The organism is Ruthenibacterium lactatiformans, from assembly GCF_000949455.1.
GTDB classification, from domain to species: domain Bacteria; phylum Bacillota; class Clostridia; order Oscillospirales; family Ruminococcaceae; genus Ruthenibacterium; species Ruthenibacterium lactatiformans.
On the sequence record NZ_JXXK01000002.1, the window covers coordinates 166,524 to 185,401 of the forward strand.

Annotated in this window: 14 protein-coding genes and 2 pseudogenes; 2 read left to right on the top strand and 14 right to left on the bottom strand. The window is 56.2% G+C overall.

Going from position 1 to position 18,878, the window contains the following annotated elements; translation table 11 throughout:
* Positions 1 to 22: 22 nt before the first annotated feature.
* From xylB to TQ39_RS02780, 4 genes are all read right to left on the bottom strand, one after another.
* Positions 23 to 1,516, bottom strand: coding sequence for a xylulokinase (gene xylB, locus TQ39_RS02765; protein ID WP_009326077.1), 1,494 nt, complete (start codon positions 1,514 to 1,516; stop codon positions 23 to 25).
* Between the two features lie 240 nt (positions 1,517 to 1,756).
* On the bottom strand, positions 1,757 to 2,707 hold the full coding sequence (locus TQ39_RS02770; protein ID WP_009326078.1) for a helix-turn-helix transcriptional regulator: 951 nt from the start codon (positions 2,705 to 2,707) through the stop codon (positions 1,757 to 1,759).
* A gap of 152 nt (positions 2,708 to 2,859) precedes the next feature.
* Positions 2,860 to 3,288 (bottom strand): PPC domain-containing DNA-binding protein, encoded by a 429-nt coding sequence (locus TQ39_RS02775; protein ID WP_333492280.1) that lies wholly within the window; start codon positions 3,286 to 3,288, stop codon positions 2,860 to 2,862.
* A 635-nt stretch (positions 3,289 to 3,923) separates the two neighbouring features.
* Positions 3,924 to 4,775 (bottom strand): LysR family transcriptional regulator, encoded by an 852-nt coding sequence (locus tag TQ39_RS02780; protein ID WP_009326080.1) that lies wholly within the window; start codon positions 4,773 to 4,775, stop codon positions 3,924 to 3,926.
* Between the two features lie 110 nt (positions 4,776 to 4,885).
* Between TQ39_RS02780 and TQ39_RS02785 the strand changes: the two genes are divergently transcribed.
* On the top strand, positions 4,886 to 5,737 hold the full coding sequence (locus TQ39_RS02785) for an aldo/keto reductase (RefSeq protein WP_050004473.1): 852 nt from the start codon (positions 4,886 to 4,888) through the stop codon (positions 5,735 to 5,737).
* Positions 5,738 to 5,792: 55 nt separating this feature from the next.
* Here TQ39_RS02785 and guaA (TQ39_RS02790) read toward each other — a convergent pair.
* The 9 genes and pseudogenes from guaA (TQ39_RS02790) to rpsL all read right to left on the bottom strand — a co-directional run.
* Positions 5,793 to 6,800: pseudogene (gene guaA, locus TQ39_RS02790) on the bottom strand (glutamine-hydrolyzing GMP synthase); the annotation flags it as partial.
* A gap of 86 nt (positions 6,801 to 6,886) precedes the next feature.
* Positions 6,887 to 7,082: pseudogene (locus tag TQ39_RS22065) on the bottom strand (glutamine amidotransferase-related protein); the annotation flags it as partial.
* A 147-nt stretch (positions 7,083 to 7,229) separates the two neighbouring features.
* Entirely contained in the window at positions 7,230 to 8,771 is a 1,542-nt protein-coding gene (gene guaA, locus TQ39_RS02795) for a glutamine-hydrolyzing GMP synthase (protein ID WP_009323176.1), read from the bottom strand.
* Positions 8,772 to 8,914: 143 nt separating this feature from the next.
* Entirely contained in the window at positions 8,915 to 9,115 is a 201-nt protein-coding gene (locus tag TQ39_RS02800; protein ID WP_009323177.1) for a helix-turn-helix transcriptional regulator, read from the bottom strand.
* A 3-nt stretch (positions 9,116 to 9,118) separates the two neighbouring features.
* Positions 9,119 to 9,490, bottom strand: a complete 372-nt coding sequence (locus TQ39_RS02805) for a DUF3796 domain-containing protein (RefSeq protein WP_050004475.1) — start codon at positions 9,488 to 9,490, stop codon at positions 9,119 to 9,121.
* A gap of 156 nt (positions 9,491 to 9,646) precedes the next feature.
* Positions 9,647 to 10,849 (bottom strand): elongation factor Tu, encoded by a 1,203-nt coding sequence (tuf, locus tag TQ39_RS02810; RefSeq protein ID WP_009323179.1) that lies wholly within the window; start codon positions 10,847 to 10,849, stop codon positions 9,647 to 9,649.
* Positions 10,850 to 10,957: 108 nt separating this feature from the next.
* Positions 10,958 to 13,084: an elongation factor G gene (gene fusA / locus TQ39_RS02815; RefSeq protein ID WP_050004476.1), complete on the bottom strand. Its 2,127-nt coding sequence runs from the start codon at positions 13,082 to 13,084 to the stop codon at positions 10,958 to 10,960.
* A 28-nt stretch (positions 13,085 to 13,112) separates the two neighbouring features.
* Positions 13,113 to 13,583 carry a 30S ribosomal protein S7 gene (rpsG, locus tag TQ39_RS02820; protein ID WP_009323181.1) on the bottom strand — a complete coding sequence of 157 codons (471 nt, stop codon included), beginning with the start codon at positions 13,581 to 13,583 and terminating at the stop codon, positions 13,113 to 13,115.
* 126 nt (positions 13,584 to 13,709) lie between these two features.
* Complete coding sequence (gene rpsL / locus TQ39_RS02825) at positions 13,710 to 14,138, bottom strand: 30S ribosomal protein S12 (protein ID WP_009323182.1); 429 nt, start codon at positions 14,136 to 14,138, stop codon at positions 13,710 to 13,712.
* 376 nt (positions 14,139 to 14,514) lie between these two features.
* On the opposite strand from rpsL, the gene TQ39_RS02830 reads away from it, so the two are divergent.
* On the top strand, positions 14,515 to 15,195 hold the full coding sequence (locus TQ39_RS02830) for a pirin family protein (protein ID WP_009323183.1): 681 nt from the start codon (positions 14,515 to 14,517) through the stop codon (positions 15,193 to 15,195).
* 125 nt (positions 15,196 to 15,320) lie between these two features.
* Here the strand turns inward: TQ39_RS02830 and rpoC are convergent, their stop codons facing one another.
* A complete protein-coding gene (rpoC, locus tag TQ39_RS02835) occupies positions 15,321 to 18,854 on the bottom strand; it encodes a DNA-directed RNA polymerase subunit beta' (RefSeq protein ID WP_009323184.1) in 3,534 nt (1,177 codons plus the stop codon).
* Positions 18,855 to 18,878 lie beyond the last annotated feature (24 nt).

The window sequence follows — 18,878 nt, forward strand, 5'->3', positions numbered from 1 at the left end:
TAAACGCATACCGGGCCGCCGTTTACAGCAGCTTTGGAAACAACGCCCGGCATACCGGATAGATCTGTCGGAACTGTCGGTAGCGTTCCTCGTACAGCGCCGTCAGGGAAGCGTCCGGCTCCACGGTATCCACTGTGCGCACCAGCGCGGAACATGCCTGCGCCACGGTCTCATATTCTCCGCAGGCAACCATCGCCAGCAATGCCGCTCCGTAGCCCGGGCCTTCGGAGGTTTTCACCACATCCAGCGGAATTCCCAGCACATTGGCCAAAATGCGTTTCCATAGCATGGAGCGCGAACCGCCTCCGCAGATATTGGAGCGCGGAACGGAAAGCCCCAGCCCTTTCGCTACTTCAAAAGAATCCCGTATGGCGAACGCCACGCCCTCCAGCATGGCCTGCGTCATATCCGCACGGGCGGTGTCCATCGTCATTCCCACAAACATTGCGCGGGCGTTGGTGTCGTTGATAGGGCTGCGCTCGCCCATCAGGTATGGCAGGAAATACACATGATTCCTGCCCAGCATTTCGGGTGCGATCTTTGCTTCTTCGCCCTTGTAGTCATTCGTGCCGATGATCGCATCCTGCCACCATTTGTTGCAGCTGGCTGCGCTGAGCATACAGCCCATCAGATGCCAGCCGCCGTCCGCATGGGCAAAAGCGTGCAGGCCGTTGGTGGCGTCCACGCCAAACTTTTCCGAGGAAATAAAAATGGTGCCTGAAGTGCCCAAAGAGATATTGCACCTGCTGTCCGCATGGGCCGCTCCTGTGCTCACCGTCCCGGTGCCCACGGCCGCCGCCGCGTTGTCCCCCGCACCCGCGCATACCGTCACGCCCTGCGGCAGGCCCAATGCCGCAGCGGTCTCCGGAAGCAGCGTGCCCACGGGTGCAAAGCTTTCGTACAGGCGCGGCATCTGGCTTTCCGAAATGCCGCACAAAGCCAGCATGTCGCGGCTCCAGCACTTGTGCTCTACATCCAGCAGCAGCATACCGGATGCGTCGGAGTAATCCGTAGCATGCACACCAGTCAGGCAGTAGACAAGATAGTCCTTAGGCAGCATGATTTTCCGAATACGCGCGAACAGCTCCGGCTCATGCTTTTTCATCCAGAGCAGCTTGGGCGCTGTAAAGCCGGCAAACGCGATGTTTCCCGTGCGCGCGCTGAGCACCGGGCGCCCCACCGTATCGTTCAGCCAGGCTGTTTCTTCGGCGGTACGGCCGTCGTTCCACAAAATGGCCGGGCGCAGCACCGCGTCCGTTTCATCCAGCGCAACAAGGCCGTGCATCTGGCCGCCCACGCCCATGCCGCGCACCTCCCGCGCGTCAAAGCCGGCCAACAGCTCCGGCATGCCCTCCCGGCACGCCGTCCACCAATCCCCGGGGTCTTGCTCGCTCCAGCCCGGATGTGGGAAGCAGAGCGGATATTCTTTGGAAACGGTATTCCGCACACAGCCTTTTTCATCTACCAGAAGAAGCTTGCAGGCCGAAGTGCCAAGGTCGATACCAATATACAGCATAGACACACCTCCTGTTGTCTCTTTCAGTATACCGCTGCGGCGCCCTGCTCTCTTTGACGATTCCGCATTTTAAATTAGACAAATTAGCTGTTTTTGAACTTTTGCCATTCTGTCCAGACGGAAAGGTGTTTCTTTATTCAAAACAGCAAAACCCGCCGGAGGCAAACGCCCCGGCGGGTATCCGTTTCCGGCCTGATATCTGCCCGCATGCCTTCCGCACCGGTTTGCGCATCGTGCGGCTTATACGCCGGGAGCGTATTTCGCCTCGAAACGGTCCAGCAGTTCCAGGCTTTTTTCACGGGAATAAAACCGCTCCAGTGAATGGAGGCTGTGGTGTACCTGCATTTCATCCAGCACCGGGCTCTGGGGCTGGCGGCTGTACTCCTCCGGCGTCATACCCAGCCGCTTTTGAAACGCCGCTGAAAAATACCTGTAATCGGAAAAACCGGACGCTACGCATACATCCAGCATTCGCCGCTGTCCCGCGGCGATGAGCTTGCACGCGCAGTGAAAGCGTACCGTATTCACATACTCCTGAAAGCTCTGTCCCAGCGCCTCTTTTACAAAATGCGAAAGATAGCTCATGGAACGGCGTTCGGCCCGGGCAAAATCCGACAGGCGTATCTTGTGCATATAGTTCTGGTCCACAAAACGGATGAGCCGCAGCAGGCGCGCGTTCCGCCGCTCGCGTTCGGCATTTTCCTCTGCCGTGAGCAGAACATGCGGCGCCGCAGCCAGCAGGCGGTACATCAGCAGGTGCACGTGTCCGGCACAGCACAGCTCGTAACACGCGGGGCGCTCCAGATATGCGCGCATCACGTTCAGCAGGCCGCGCTGCACCTGCGCAAAAACGTCAGGAGACAAATATATGCCGGGGCACACGCCGCCTGTACGGATGTTCCGTATGGCGGGAAAGCATCCCGCAAGCATCGTGGGAGCAACCTGCAGGCATAAAAAGGTGCAGCTCTCCTCCACCTTATGGAATTCATGAGTCTGCTGCGGGTCGAACAGCACCATCTCACCGGACTGTGCCACATGCCGGAAGGGCCCCGCCTGCACGGAGAGTCTTCCCTCCATCAACCAGATCAGCTCGAATTCCTCATGAACATGCGGCGTGCGGTAATCCACTGTGTCAAAAAAAATCCGCAGCCCGTCGATCTGCGGGTGTTGAATAATCTCGGTTTCGTTCATGCGCTTCCCCTTCTTTCCACTTTTCGGGCCGCCGCACGCCGGCATTTGAAACAAGCCCGAAGAACAGCGGTCTCTGTCCTTCGGGCTTGTTTTGATTTTCCCATGTGCTTGCTTCATTGCTTCCGGTAAAAAAACTGCTGCCCTATACAGCCTTAAAACCGAAGCAGATTCAGCCCGATCTGTTCGTCGTAGTACCGGTCCACGGTTCCCTCCAGGATATTGACCACCATTTCACAGGTGGCGCTCACCACCGCTCTGTTCAGGTGTCCGCCAAAGACCTCTCCCTTATCATTGCCCGCGCTCATGTGCAAATGGCAATAAAACGCTCCATCCATGGTATTGATCGTTCCGGTCAGAGAAACGATTTCAAAGCTGCCGCTGAAATCATTTGCAAGATACTTCTTATCATCTGTTTTGAACACACCCACAGTAAAACGGTCGACTGCACCAAGCGCCTGAACGCTGGCCAGCTTTATCCGTTCCTTCAAGGCAAGCTCTTTTACCTGCTCCAGTATCTCCTCGCCCTTATCCAGCCGCACTATGATGGTTTTGTCAAATCTTCTGTATTCCAATATCTTCACTCCCACTCGTTGCTGAGTATCATATTCTAACGAATTTTGCTTTGGAAATAATTATTTGATATATCCATATCATCCAGCCTATAGTTATCAATTTGTTATCAGGTGTGATAACGGTAGACAGCGCACATCACCTTTTCTCTGGTAGTTTGCGACTCTATTATACCATGACGCCGCAAAGCGGCCCCAACAAAACCGCACCTGCTGCGGTTTTGCATGGTTCAATGTTCTCAAAGCCCTGTGTGCCAGCACAGGAGCGTGTGCAGCGCACACACTCAGCCGCGTAAGCGGCAACTTTGAGGTTATTATACCATGACGCCGCGAGGCGACCCCAACAAAACCGCACCTGCTGCGGTTTTGCATGGTTCAATGTTCTCGAAGTCCTGTGCGTTAGCACACAAGCGTGTGCCATGCACACGCGCAGCCGCGCAAGCGGCGGCTTTGAGGTTATTATGCCATATTTCTAAGCTCTCACTTCGCGTACCGCTCGTGTTCACTAAGAAACATGGTATCTATGCCGCTAAACTCATGCTTCGCCTGTGGCTCGCATGCGCTAACCGGATATATTATACCACAATTAGGCTGAAAAGGACCGCCCGCATTTAAATAGGCCCGACCGGTGCAAGGAACAGCACTTTTCATTTCATTTTTTCCAACGCACGAAATACTTGTCGATATCTGTCTCTGCTCTCCGCTCTGCACACACAGTAGTAGGTCGCCTCTGCCTGTTCGTCAATAATGGGAATTACAACTCGATTTTGAGGAACGCCGTCCCGCTCCATGTGAGCGTCCGTAATAAAAGAGGGAAACGCTCCTGTTCCCGCCACTTCTCCAAACGCGTCCCATTCGTTCATCATAAGGAAATGTGCATTCGGCAGCTTTTCCCGACAGAAGCTGTGCCAGAAGCCAATATCTGTATACAGGAGAAGATTTTGCCCATCAATGTCCGCCGGGGTAAGCGCCTTTCGGTTCGCTAAAGGGTGCTCCAGAGGGACCGAAAGGAACAGACGCTCTGTTCGGAATGGTTGCCCATACAGATCAATATCCGGGGGACTATGGGTAACAATGAGTTGGTACATCTCTTTATTCAGACCAGCCAGCAATTCTTCATCTGAGTTTTTCATCTCCGTGGAAACGTTCATTTGAGGATAGAGCCTGGAGAGCAGCGGCAACAAGTCCCAGAGAGGCACCGGGGCGCAGCCCCCCACAGAGAGAGTGCGGCGGCTTCGGTCAAAAAGGCGCAGCCTCTCCTCCATCTCCCTACTCTGCTCCAGCAATTTTTCTCCTAACTGAACAGCCATGATGCCATTCTCATTAAGAGCAATCTTGTTCTTTGATCGTTCAAACAAAGATACCCCAAGACTTTCCTCCAGTTTTTTCATGGATTGGCTTAAAGCAGGCTGGGAGATATGCAGTTTCTCCGCCGCCCCAGACAACGTGCCCTGCCGGGAAAAGGCTATAAGCTGCTCCAATAAATAAAGTTCCATCATAGGCCCCTCTCAGTATTTGTTTTAATTATAGCATATTTGGAAATAAATATTGTACTTTCCCAAAAATTCTTGCTATCATGACATCATAAAATTCAAGGAGGTTCTCCCAAATGGATGATATCACTCTGAACAATGGCGTAAAAATGCCCCCGGAGGGTTTTGGTGTCTTTCAGATTCCCGGCCCTACACAGTGTGAGCAGGCGGTTCTGGACGCTATCAGTTTCGGTTATCGCCTAATCGACACCGCCGCCGCCTATATGAACGAGCAGGCGGTAGGTGCCGCTCTGAAGAAATGCGGCGTTCCCCGTGAAGAACTGTTTGTCACCACAAAGCTGTGGGTGCAGGATGCCAGCTACGAAGGAGCGAAGGCGGCAATCCAGCGTTCCCTGGACAACCTGAGTTTGGATTACTTGGATTTATATCTTATTCACCAACCCCTTGGCGACTATGTAGGGGCTTACCGTGCTATGGAGGAAGCCTACCAAAAGAAGGAGCTCCGAGCCATCGGCGTATGCAATTTCTATCCCTCCCGGCTAGCCGATCTGTGCGAAACAGTAGACGTGATCCCCGCCGTTGACCAGGTAGAGCTTCACCCTTTCTTCCAGCAGGAGGATGCCTTGGCACTAATGAAGGAGTACGGTGTCGTTCCCGAAGCCTGGGGGCCTTTTGCCGAGGGTAAGTTCGGCATTTTTACCCACCCGGTTTTAACGAAGATTGGGAGCAAGTACGGCAAGTCCGCCGCCCAAGTGGCCCTGCGTTGGAATGTTCAGCGGGGAGTAGTCGTTATCCCGAAGTCCGTTCACAAGGAGCGCATAGAGCAGAATCTTGATATTTGGGACTTCCAGCTCTCTCAGAAAGACATGGAGGAAATCTCCGGGTTAGATGTGGGGCATAGCGAGATCGTCAGCCACGATGATCCCGGCTTTATCAAAATGCTCCATGGCTTGAAGATACACGACTGACAAGAGCAGAAGAGCAAAATACAGGAGGCCGGCATCCACCGGCCTCCTGTATTTTTCATTCCCACTCAATCGTCCCGGAGGGCTTCGGTGTCAGGTCGTAAAGGACACGGTTCACACCTTTCACTTCGGATGTGATGCGCTGTGTGATTTTCTGCAGCAACGCAAACGGCACATCCTCCACCGTGGCGGTCATTGCATCCACGGTATTTACCGCACGCAGAATGACCGGCCAGTCGAAGGTACGCACTCCCTCATGCACACCCACTGACTTGAAATCGGGCACTACCGTGAAATACTGCCACACCTTGCCCTCCAGGCCCGCCTTTGCAAATTCTTCCCGCAGGATCGCGTCGGATTCCCGCACAGCCTCCAGCCTGTCGCGGGTGATTGCGCCCAGACACCGCACGCCAAGGCCCGGGCCGGGGAACGGCTGACGGTATACCATGCTGTCGGGCAGGCCCAACGCCTTACCACAGGCACGCACCTCATCCTTAAACAACATTTTCAGCGGTTCCACCAGCGCGAAATCCAAATCCTCCGGCAGGCCTCCCACATTGTGGTGCGACTTAACAGCTTTCACTGTTTTCGTTCCGCTCTCAATGATATCCGGATAAATCGTGCCCTGCGCCAGGAAATGGATGCCGTCCAGCTTGCGTGCTTCTTCTTCAAACACACGGATAAACTCCGCGCCGATAATCTTGCGCTTCTGCTCCGGCTCGGCAACGCCCGACAGTTTATTCAGGAAGCGGTCCACCGCGTCCACATAAATGAGGTTGGCGTCCATCTGGTTGCGGAACACCTCCACAACCTGCTCCGGTTCTCCTTTGCGCAGCAGACCATGGTTTACATGCACGCACACCAGCTGCTTGCCGATGGCCTTGATGAGCAACGCCGCCACGACCGAGGAATCCACGCCGCCGGACAATGCCAGAAGCACTTTTTTATCTCCCACCTGTCGGCGGATCAGCTCGACCTGGTCTGCAATGAAGTTCTCCATGTTCCAGTTGGGCTGCGCACCGCAGGCATCGAATACAAATTCGGACAGGACGGCTTTCCGCTGCGCCGCATCCGTGGGCCACGGCGCGCCGCCTTTGTGGCCAGGCTGTAAAAGCGGCAGGCCGCAGCCATAGATATCGCTGCACGCGTCGATCTCCACACCGTCCACCACATGGTTGGGGCCGCCGTTCAGAATAATCCCCTTTACATTGGGCAGCGCATTCAACTCCGCCAGTGTAATATCGTGGGGATAGATCTCACTGTACACTCCCAACGCGCGAATCTCCCGGGCAAGACGCGGGTTTTCCTCGCTGCCCAGGTCCAGAATCACGATCATGTCCTGCTTCATGGATAGAAGCCTCCTCCGGCAATATTTTTTTATTTTACCACGATTCGACGCTTTTCCGCAACCTGCCCGGAAGAAAAGCACCTTTTGGCCCAAGCGCTGCAGCCAAAAGGCCGCAAAGGGCTTTTCTGCGCTCTTTGCGGCCTTTTCTCACTCGAATTCCACCGTCGCGGGCGGCTTTCCCGTACAGTCGTACAGCACACGATTGATGTGCGGCACCTCGTTCACGATCCGGCTGGTAACCGTGTCGATGACCTCCCAGGGCAAGTGCGCGGCTTCTGCCGTCATAAAATCTGCCGTAGTAACAGCACGCAGCGCAACAGCATAGTCATAGGTACGTTCGTCGCCCATCACGCCAACGCTGCGCATGTTTGTCAGTGCCGCAAAATACTGGCCAAGGCCCTGCGCCACGCCTGCCTTTGCGACTTCCTCGCGGTAAATGGCGTCCGCATCCTGCAAAATTGCGATTTTCTCCGGCGTCACCGCGCCGATGATGCGGATGGCAAGGCCTGGTCCGGGGAAAGGCTGGCGGCTGACCAAATGCTCCGGGATTCCCAGCTCGCGGCCCGCGTTGCGCACTTCGTCCTTGAACAGGTCGCGCAGCGGTTCGATAATCTCTTTGAAGTCCACATAGTCCGGCAGACCGCCTACGTTATGGTGGCTCTTGATGACCGTGGATTCACCGCCCAGGCCGCTTTCCACCACATCCGGGTAGATTGTTCCCTGTACCAGAAAATCCACTGTTCCGATTTTTTTCGCTTCCTCTTCAAATACGCGGATGAACTCTTCGCCGATGATCTTTCGTTTTTGCTCCGGTTCCTCCACGCCCGCCAGCTTGTCATAAAAACGCTGCCGCGCGTTTACACACACAAAGTTCAAATCGTACGGTCCCTCCGGGCCGAACACCGCGCACACTTCCTCACTTTCATTTTTTCTCATGAGGCCGTGATCCACGAACACACAGGTAAGCTGCTTGCCCACAGCTTTTGCCAGCATGACGGCCGCAACAGAAGAATCCACGCCGCCCGAAAGTGCACACAGCACGCGCCCGTCTCCGATTTTTTCCCGCAACATGCGAATGGACTGTTCCACGAAAGAATCCATCTTCCAATCGCCCGTACAGCCGCACACATTATAAATGAAATTCGAGAGCATCTTTGTACCCTCCTGCGTGTGCAGGACCTCGGGATGAAACTGCAGCGCATACAGACGCTTTTCCGGCTGCTCCATCGCCGCGGCCGGGCAATTTGCACTGTGTGCAGAGATAACAAAGCCCGGAGCAACCGATTCGATATAATCCGTGTGGCTCATCCAGCATACTGTGCTGGATGAAATATCCGCGAAGAGCTTGGACGCAGGATCGACAAACACCTCTGTTTTGCCGTATTCACGCACAGGTGCTTTACACACATGGCCGCCCAACAGATGCATCATAAGCTGGGCGCCGTAGCAGATACCCAGTACAGGGATGCCCAAATCAAACACCTCTGTGCTGATGGCAGGAGCCCCATCTTCATAGGCGCTGTTGGGTCCGCCTGTAAAGATAATTCCCCGCGGTCGCTTCGCTTTTATAACATCCAACGCTTTCGTATAAGGAACGATTTCGCTGTACACATGGCACTCGCGCACGCGCCGCGCGATCAACTGATTGTACTGGCCGCCAAAATCGACGACGATCACTGATTCGGACATAAATTCCTCCCCCAAAATTCTTCCCACTCTGTACAATGTTTTTTCTTAGTATAGCACATCAGGCATGAAATTGCGTGCAGAAAATAACCGCGTTTCCCACCGGATTCCTAGTTATTTTACCAAATCTCACGCAGCTTCATCCGTCATTCAAACTCAAAAAGCGATTCAATGGGCGCACGCACGGCACGCGAGATCTCAATAGCCAACTTCAGAGATGGATTGTACTTTCCGGCTTCCAGACGAATGATCGTTTCTCTCCTGACATGCACACGGAATGCCAACTCCTCTTGCGTCATTCCCGCAAGCTGGCGGTACTTTTTCAAATTACAAACAAAGCCGTCCACGGTTCACGCCTTCCTGTCCAGGTAATAAGTAAGAGCTGGAGCCGCCACAGAGCACACCGAATACCCCAAAGCCCCGAACAAAAGCACCGTATCCCGGCCAATCCCCTGCCTGTCCAGCAAAAACAGAAGCAAAAAACTGAGCAGTGCAAACAGGCCTCCCACAATACGCATAGCGCGCGTTTCATTTTCCACAAGGCGCTCATCTGCCGGCTCTTTATACAGCAATCCCCAGAAAAACCAGGCAAAAAATGCGAAGAAAACAAAAAACAGATAATTCCGTCCGCCCCCGTGCTTCGGCAAGAAGCCGAGGAAGCCCAAAAAACCCATGCAGCCCATCCAGGGCTTGACTTGAAAATTGCGGTGTGCCTTTTTCATTTCAACTTCCCCCTAAAAGTGATATATTTGTACCTTTCAGTGATAAATATATCACTTTTTCATTGAAAAAGCAAGCCGCTGAAATAAAAACTCCCCGGTGGTTTTTCTACAATAAAAAAGCGCCCGCTTCTCAGCAGGCGCTTTTTTCAGAGATAATTACTCGTTGATCTTCGTAACAACGCCGGAGCCAACGGTACGGCCGCCTTCGCGGATAGCGAAACGGAGACCTTCCTCGATAGCGATCGGGGTGATCAGCTCAACATCCATGGAGACGTTGTCGCCGGGCATGCACATCTCGGTGCCTTCCGGCAGCGTGATGACACCGGTCACGTCCGTAGTGCGGAAATAGAACTGCGGGCGATAGTTGTTGAAGAACGGAGTGTGACGGCCGCCCTCTTCCTTTTTCAGGATATAGACCTGGCCGGCAAACTTGGTGTGCGGATGAATGGAACCGGGCTTGGACAGAACCTGGCCGCGCTCGATCTCATTGCGCTGGATGCCGCGGAGCAGAGCACCCACGTTGTCGCCAGCCTGAGCGAAGTCCAGCAGCTTGCGGAACATCTCAAGGCCGGTAACGGTGGTCTTACGCTTCTCTTCGACGAGACCGACGATCTCGACTTCCTCGCCAACCTTGATGACGCCACGCTCCACACGACCGGTAGCAACAGTGCCGCGGCCGGTGATGGTGAACACGTCCTCAACAGGCATCAGGAACGGCATATCCTCTTTGCGGTCGGGAGTGGGGATATAGCTGTCCACAGCCTCCATCAAATCGAGGATGCACTTGTACTCGGGGGCGTTGATGTCCGTGGAGCTGGACTCCAGAACCTGCAGAGCAGAACCGCGGATGATGGGCGTGTCGTCGCCGGGGAACTCATACTCGGTCAGCAGCTCACGGATCTCCATCTCGACGAGATCCAGCAGCTCTTCGTCGTCCACCTGGTCGCACTTGTTCATGAACACGACGATATAGGGAACGCCGACCTGACGGGAGAGCAGGATGTGCTCACGGGTCTGGGGCATGGGGCCGTCGGAAGCAGACACGACCAGAATCGCGCCGTCCATCTGAGCAGCGCCCGTGATCATGTTCTTCACATAGTCGGCGTGGCCCGGGCAGTCAACATGGGCATAGTGACGGTTGTCCGTCTCGTACTCCACGTGAGAGGTGTTGATCGTGATGCCGCGCTCGCGCTCCTCGGGAGCCTTATCGATGTTGGCATAATCGGTGAACTCGGCGTCGCCCTTCATGGCCAGCACCTTCGTGATGGCAGCGGTCAGGGTCGTCTTGCCATGGTCAACGTGACCAATGGTGCCGATGTTGATATGCGGTTTGTTACGCTCAAATTTCGCTTTCGCCATTGTTATTGTCCTCCTTTGTTTTGAGACCGTTTCTTAAGGCCATTGTACTAAATGCACCCTAAAAAATCAAGTGTTTTATTTGTTTGCCAGAGGCTGGCGGAAAGAGGCTTAGCCCTCTTTCTTTGCACGGCCCGCCATGATGCTCTCGGCGATGCTCTTGGGCACGTCGATGTAGTGGCTGGGCTCCATGGAATACTGGCCGCGGCCCTGCGTTTTGCTGCGCAGGTCGGTGGCGTAACCGAACATGTTGGACAGCGGAACGAGCGCATCGATCTGCTGCGTGCCGCTGCGGGACTCGGTGCCCTGGATCTGGCCGCGCCGGGCATTGATATCGCCGATAACGTCGCCCATATACTCGTCGGGCACGATGACGGCAACCTTCATAATCGGCTCCAAAATAACGGGATCCGCCTTACGCATAGCCTCTTTGAAGGCCATGGAACCGGCGATCTTAAACGCCATTTCGGAGGAGTCGACCTCATGGTAGGAACCATCGTACAGCGTGACCTTGACGTCCACAACGGGATAGCCTGCAAGCACGCCGGCCTGCATGGCGCCCTGGATGCCCTGGTCGATGGGGCCGATGAACTCTTTCGGGATGGCGCCGCCAACGATGGCGTTGACGAACTCATAGCCCTTACCTGCTTCGTTCGGCTCGATTTTGATCTTGACGTGACCGTACTGGCCTTTACCGCCGGACTGACGCGCGTACTTGGTGTCCTGGTCGGCGGGACGGCGGATGGTCTCGCGGTAGGCAACCTGCGGGGCGCCCACGTTGGCCTCCACCTTGAACTCACGCAGCAGGCGGTCGACGATGATCTCCAGATGGAGCTCGCCCATGCCCGCGATGATGGTCTGGCCGGTCTCTTCGTCGGTATAGGTTCGGAACGTGGGGTCCTCCTCAGCCAGCTTTGCCAGCGCGATGCCCATTTTTTCCTGGCCGGCCTTGGTTTTCGGCTCAATGGCCACACGGATAACGGGCTCGGGGAACTCCATGCTCTCCAGGATAACCGGATGCTTTTCGTCGCACAGCGTGTCGCCCGTGGTCGTGTTCTTCAGGCCCACAGCCGCCGCGATGTCGCCGGCGTAGCAGATATCGATATCCTGACGGTGGTTGGCGTGCATCTGAAGGATGCGGCCCATGCGCTCGCGGTTGTCCTTCACGGAGTTGTACACCGTGCTGCCGGCTTCGACAACACCGGAGTAAACGCGGAAGAAACAAAGCTTACCCACGAACGGGTCGGTCGCGATCTTGAACGCCAGCGCCGCGAAAGGAGCATTGTCGTCGGAAGGACGGGTCTCCTCTTCCTCGGTGTCGGGGTTTACGCCCTTGATGTCCTCGATGTCGGTCGGAGCCGGCATGTAGTCCACGATGGCGTCGAGCAGCTTCTGCACGCCCTTGTTTTTATAGGAAGTGCCGCACACGACCGGAACGATCGTATTGGCGATGGTCTCCTTGCGGATGGCCGCTTTCATCTCGGGGATGGTGAGCTCCTCACCGTCGAGATATTTCATCATCAGCTCTTCGTCGTTTTCGGCGATGGCTTCGATCAGTTCGCTGCGGTATTTCTCAGCCAGCTCCTGCATATCCTCGGGGATCTCCTCCACGCGGATATCCTTGCCCAGGTCATCGTAATAGACGTAGGCTTTCATCTCAAGCAGGTCGATAATGCCCTTGAACGTCTCCTCCTTGCCGATGGGAAGCTGCAGGGGGATGGCGTTCGCCTTCAGGCGGTCCTTGATCATGTCCAGCACGTGATAGAAATCCGCGCCCATGATGTCCATCTTATTGACGTAGATCATGCGGGGGACATGATACTTGTTGGCCTGATGCCACACGGTCTCAGACTGAGGCTCAACACCACCTTTTGCGCACATAACGGTAACGCTGCCGTCCAGTACACGCAGGGAGCGTTCCACCTCAACGGTGAAGTCCACGTGGCCCGGGGTGTCGATGATGTTGATTCTGTGTCTGTTCTTTTTGGCAAGGGCCGGGTCGTTCTGATACTCGGTATGGCTCCAATAGCATGTGGTGGCAGCGGAAGTGATCGTGATGCCACGCTCCTGCTCCTGCGCCATCCAGTCCATCGTCGCAGCGCCGTCGTGCGTCTCACCGATTTTGTGGTTGATGCCTGTATAGAACAGGATGCGCTCGGTGGTCGTGGTCTTGCCTGCGTCGATATGGGCCATAATGCCGATGTTTCTGGTCATTTCCAGAGAAACGTCTCTTGGCATAGTTTCCTCCTAAAAGTTAAGACACAGATTAATATCTGTAATGAGCAAACGCCTTGTTGGCCTCTGCCATCTTGTGGGTATCCTCACGCTTTTTGCAAGCGTTGCCGTTGCCGTTGACGGCGTCCATGATCTCGCCGGCCAGACGCTCACGCATGGTGCGCTCGCTACGGGCACGGGCATAAGTGGTGAGCCAGCGCAGGCCCAGTGTCTCGCGGCGCTCGGGGCGCACTTCCATCGGCACCTGGTAGGTGGAACCACCCACACGGCGCGCCTTGACCTCAAGCACCGGCATGATGTTCTCCAGGGCTTTTTCAAAGCTCTCGAGCGGGTCGTTACCGGTCTTTTCCTTCACGATATCGAACGCATCGTAAACGATTTTCTGCGCGACGCCCTTTTTGCCGTCGTACATGATGTTGTTGATCAGACGTGTCACCATTTTGGAATTATACAAAGGATCCGCCAAAACGTCACGCTTTGCAATATTACCTCTTCTGGACATCTTTCTTCCCTCCTTCATAAAATGATATCATCGGTACTCGAAAGTAATAAAACTCCCGTACTGTCCCGCGAAAAGGTTACTCTATATGAATAAGCCTTCAAGGGGCATTGTACATTTCAGTGTTTTTTACTTTTTCGCGGCACCGGCCTTGGGGCGCTTCGCACCATACTTGGAACGGGCCTGGCCACGGTTGGCAACACCCTGGGTATCGAGCGTACCGCGGATGATGTGGTAACGCACGCCCGGGAGGTCCTTAACACGGCCGCCACGAATCAGTACGACGCTGTGCTCCTGCAGGTTGTGGCCGATACCCGGAATGTACGAAGTAACTTCGATACCATTGGAGAGACGAACACGAGCGACCTTACGAAGAGCAGAGTTCGGCTTTTTCGGGGTCATGGTACGAACGGCGGTGCAAACGCCACGCTTTTGCGGGGAGTTCTGGTCCGTGTAAGCCTTCTTCTGGGAGTTGTAGCCTTTCAGAAGGGCAGGAGCCGTCGATTTCTTCACCAAGACCTCGCGGCCTTTGCGCACGAGCTGGTTAAAAGTAGGCATGATTTTCCTCCTTTCAAAAAATAATATCCGGGGAAAAAACTTCCCCTGTATGTGAAAGCGGCAAACCGCTTACCACCAAGGTTTCGGGGCGTCCAGGCTCGACAAAACGCGCCTGCGGCGCAACATTTATATTTTACACGGTTTGGATGGTCCTGTCAACAGAAAGCACCGGTGAAATTCAGCATTTTGCATGATTTTTACACGTTTTTTTCTGCATGTCCCCTTTTGCGCCTCAGATAAGGTAATTTTACCACATGCCGTCCCCCCGCTGCAATACTCTGTGACAGTGTTGCCGAAAAAAACGCGCACCAAACATACTGTCTCCGTTTGCCGCGCCGCTTTTTGGGCAACCTATGAAACAGAAGGAGGCATTCCCATGCTAAAAAAGATCAGCCGGGCGCGGCTGGACGCCCTGCGGCAGGGCTGGCTGGAAAGCCGCCGCCACCTGCCCGCCGCCCGTTTCGGCCCCCTTACTGCGCTGGACGACAGCCTCATTCGCCCGCACACGGGCTTCAACACACATCCTGACAAGAATGAGGTACTGCTTTATTATATTGCAAACGGTGAGCTGACCCACGGCGACAGCCTGAACAATCACAGTGTCCTGCGCCGGGGCGAAGCGCTGTGCCTGCACACGGGCACCGGGCTGCGGCACAGTGAGCTCAACCAGAGCAGCGCGCCGCTGCGTCTGGTCCGGATGGCTTTTTCGCCTGCACGGCCGGGCGGCGCACCCAACTATGGAGAGCAGCGCTTTTTGTGGGAAAATCGTGTGAACCGGTGGCTTTTGCTGGCCTGCGCCGCTCCAGAACCGGACAGCGGTCCACTGTTCCTCAGCGCGGATGCCAACGTCTATGCGGCAGACCTCACCTGCGAAGCCCGTCTCGCTTTTCCCATTGAGCCGGGGCGGCAGGTATATTTGCTGGTTGTGGAAGGTGCTGCCGAAGTGAACGGCATCGTGCTGGAGGACGGCGACGCGCTTTCTGCTTTTGGTGAACCGCTGCAGCTTTCCGCCCTTCCCCGCGCCCACATTCTTCTCGTAGAAGCGCCGCAGTATTGAGAGCGTTTCTCCCCGGCAGCGGCACACGCTCTGGCGCGGAAGCGCATTCCCTTCCGCCCGTCATCCACACACAAAAGACGCCCGCCGTTTGGCGGGCGTCTTTTGTGCTGTTTGGGAATGGGCCTTTACAGGTCCACCTCGTCCCCTGCCGCCAGCTCGGCTTCCACTTCGGGAATACCGGTACCGGCCGGGATAAGCTTGCCGATGATGACATTTTCCTTAAGACCCATGAGCGGGTCCACTTTGCCTTTGATGGCTGCATCGGTAAGCACGCGGGTGGTCTCCTGGAAAGAAGCGGCCGAGAGGAAGGAATCCGTGGCCAGGGACGCCTTGGTGATGCCCAGCAGGATACTGGTCGCACGGGCGGGCTTCAGGTCCGTCTCACCGGCGGCAACACGCGCCGCGATCTCCTCATTGGCGTCGCGGAACTCGGATTTGTCCATGGACGAACCGACGATCAGCTTCGTGCTGCCCGCGTCCTCAATGCGCACCTTACGCATCATCTGCAGGACGATGACCTCAATGTGCTTATCGCAGATATCCACGCCCTGCAGGCGGTAGACCTTCTGCACCTCGCTGATGAGGTAGTTCTGCACGGCAATGGGCCCCTTGATGGCCAGGATATCCTGAGGATAGGCAAAACCTTCGGTGAGGATATCGCCCGGCTCCAGCTGCGCACCGTCCGCAATACGGATGCGCTGACCGAAGGGAATCAGGTAGCTCTTTTCAGCGGGCGCGCCGTTTTCGTCCACGCCCTCCACCACAACGTGCCGGTTTTTCTTGGAATCGTCGATGTGCGCAGTACCCGCAATTTCTGTCATGATAGCCAGATTCTTGGGACGGCGCGCCTCGAACAGCTCTTCAACACGCGGCAGGCCCTGCGTGATATCCTCCGCCGACGCAATGCCGCCCGTATGGAACGTACGCATGGTGAGCTGAGTGCCCGGTTCGCCGATGGACTGGGCAGCGATAATGCCCACAGCCTCGCCCATACCGACCAAGCGGCCGTTGGCCAGGTTCGCGCCGTAGCACTTGGAGCATACGCCGTGCTTGGAATCGCAGCACAGCACGCTGCGGATCTCCACTTCCTTGATGCCTGCGGCAACAACGGCCTTCGCGTCGTCTTCGCTCATCATCTTGTCCTTGGAGACGAGCACTTCGCCCGTGGCCGGATCAAGGATGTCGTTCACCGCAAAACGGCCCTGGAGACGTTCCTCCAGCTTTTCGATCATCTCGTTGCCTTCGCGGATGTCGGAAACCATGATGCCCTGTGCCGCGCCGCAGTCCTCCTCGCGGATGATCACGTCCTGAGAGACGTCTACCAGACGGCGGGTCAGATAACCGGAGTCCGCAGTACGCAGAGCGGTATCTGCCAGACCCTTTCGGGCGCCCTTGCCGGCGATGAAGTATTCCAGAATATTCAGGCCCTCGCGATAGTTCGCGCGGATGGGGATCTCAATGGTCTTACCGGACGTGTTTGCAATCAGGCCGCGCATACCGGCCAGCTGGCGGATCTGAGCCATGGAGCCGCGGGCGCCGGAGTCTGCCATCATGAAGATGGGGTTGCGGGCATCCAGGTTTTCCTGCAGGGCGCTTGCCACGTCCTCGGTGGTCTTGCTCCAGACCTTGATCACGCCGTTATAGCGCTCCTCGTTGGAGATCAGGCCCTTGTTGTACTGCTTGGTGATCTTGCCGATCTGCTCCTCGGCAGATGCCAGCAATTCAGCCTTCTGGGGCGGGATCACAGCGTCCGAAACGGCTACGGTGACCGCGCCCTTCGTGGAATATTTGTAGCCCTGCGCCTTCACACGGTCCAGCATCTCGGCAGTGACGGACGTGCCGTGTACCTGGATGCAGCGGTCGATGATCTGGCCCAGTTTCTTTTTGTTGACGAGGAAATCCACCTCGAACAGGAAACGGTTCTCCGGAATGGAGCGGTCCACATAACCAAGGTCCTGGGGGATGGGCTGGTTGAAAATGATGCGGCCCACTGTGGTGTCGATGATTCGGCTGCGCTCTGTGCCGTCGATCTCCATGGTACGGCGCACCCTGATCTTGGCCTGCAGCGTGATAACGCCTTCCTGATAGGCCATGACGGCCTCGTTTTCGTCGCGGAACACCTTACCTTCGCCCTTGTCTCCGTCGTTGACCATGGTGAGGTAATAGCTGCCCAGTACCATATCCTGGGTAGGCACTGTGACGGGCTTGCCGTCAGCTGGCTTGAGCAGGTTGCCGGAAGCCAGCATCAGGCGTTTGGCCTCACGCTGCGCTTCCTCGGAAAGGGGCACGTGCACAGCCATCTGGTCGCCGTCAAAGTCCGCGTTGAACGCAGTGCAGACCAGCGGATGCAGCTTGATGGCGCGGCCTTCCACCAGCACCGGCTCGAACGCCTGAATGCCAAGGCGGTGCAGCGTCGGCGCGCGGTTGAGCATAACGGGATGGCCCTTGATGACGGCTTCCAGCGAATCCCACACCTCGGTGCGGGTGCGCTCCACCATCTTGCGGGCGGATTTGATGTTGTTGGCAATGCCCTTTTCCACAAGATCCTTCATGACGAAGGGCTTGAACAGCTCCAGCGCCATCTCCTTGGGCAGACCGCACTGGTACATCTTCAGCTCCGGGCCGACGACGATAACCGAACGGCCGGAATAGTCCACGCGTTTGCCCAGCAGGTTCTGGCGGAAGCGGCCCTGCTTGCCCTTGAGCATGTCGGACAGGCTCTTGAGCGGGCGGTTGTTGGGGCCGGTCACCGGACGGCCGCGGCGGCCGTTGTCGATGAGGGCGTCCACCGCCTCCTGCAGCATACGCTTTTCGTTGCGCACAATGATATCCGGAGCGCCCAGCTCCAGCAAACGCTTCAGACGGTTGTTGCGGTTGATGACGCGGCGGTACAGGTCGTTCAGGTCGGACGTGGCAAAACGTCCGCCGTCCAGCTGGACCATCGGGCGGATATCGGGCGGAATGACCGGGATGACGTCCATGATCATCCACTCCGGACGGTTGCCGGAGATGCGGAACGCCTCCACGACTTCCAGCCGCTTGAGCAGGCGCACGCGCTTTTGGCCGCCTGCTTCCTCCAGTTCCTGATGCAGCTCTTCGCTGAGCTTTTCCAGGTCGATCTTCTCCAGCAGCTCCTTCACGGCCTCTGCGCCCATTGCCGCCTTGAACTCGTCCTCGTAGCGCTCACGCATGTCGCGGTACTCTTTTTCGCTGAGCAGCTGCTTTTCCTCCAGAGGTGTGAAGCCGGGATCGGTCACGATATATGCGGCAAAGTACAGCACCTTTTCCAGCAGGCGAGGGCTGATATCCAGCATCAGGCCGATGCGGGACGGGATCCCCTTGAAATACCAGATATGCGAAACGGGCGCGGCCAGCTCGATATGGCCCATACGCTCGCGGCGCACCTTGGCGCGCGTCACTTCAACGCCGCAGCGGTCGCAGATCTTACCCTTGTAGCGGATGCGCTTGTACTTGCCGCAGTGGCATTCCCAGTCCTTCGTCGGCCCAAAAATGCGCTCACAGAACAGGCCGTCGCGCTCCGGTTTCAGGGTGCGGTAGTTGATGGTCTCGGGCTTTTTCACCTCGCCGTAGCTCCAGGCACGGATCTGATCCGGGGAGGCAAGACCGATCTTGATTGAATCAAAAGCGTTAAACTCCATGAAACGAACCCTTTCTTTCTCAAT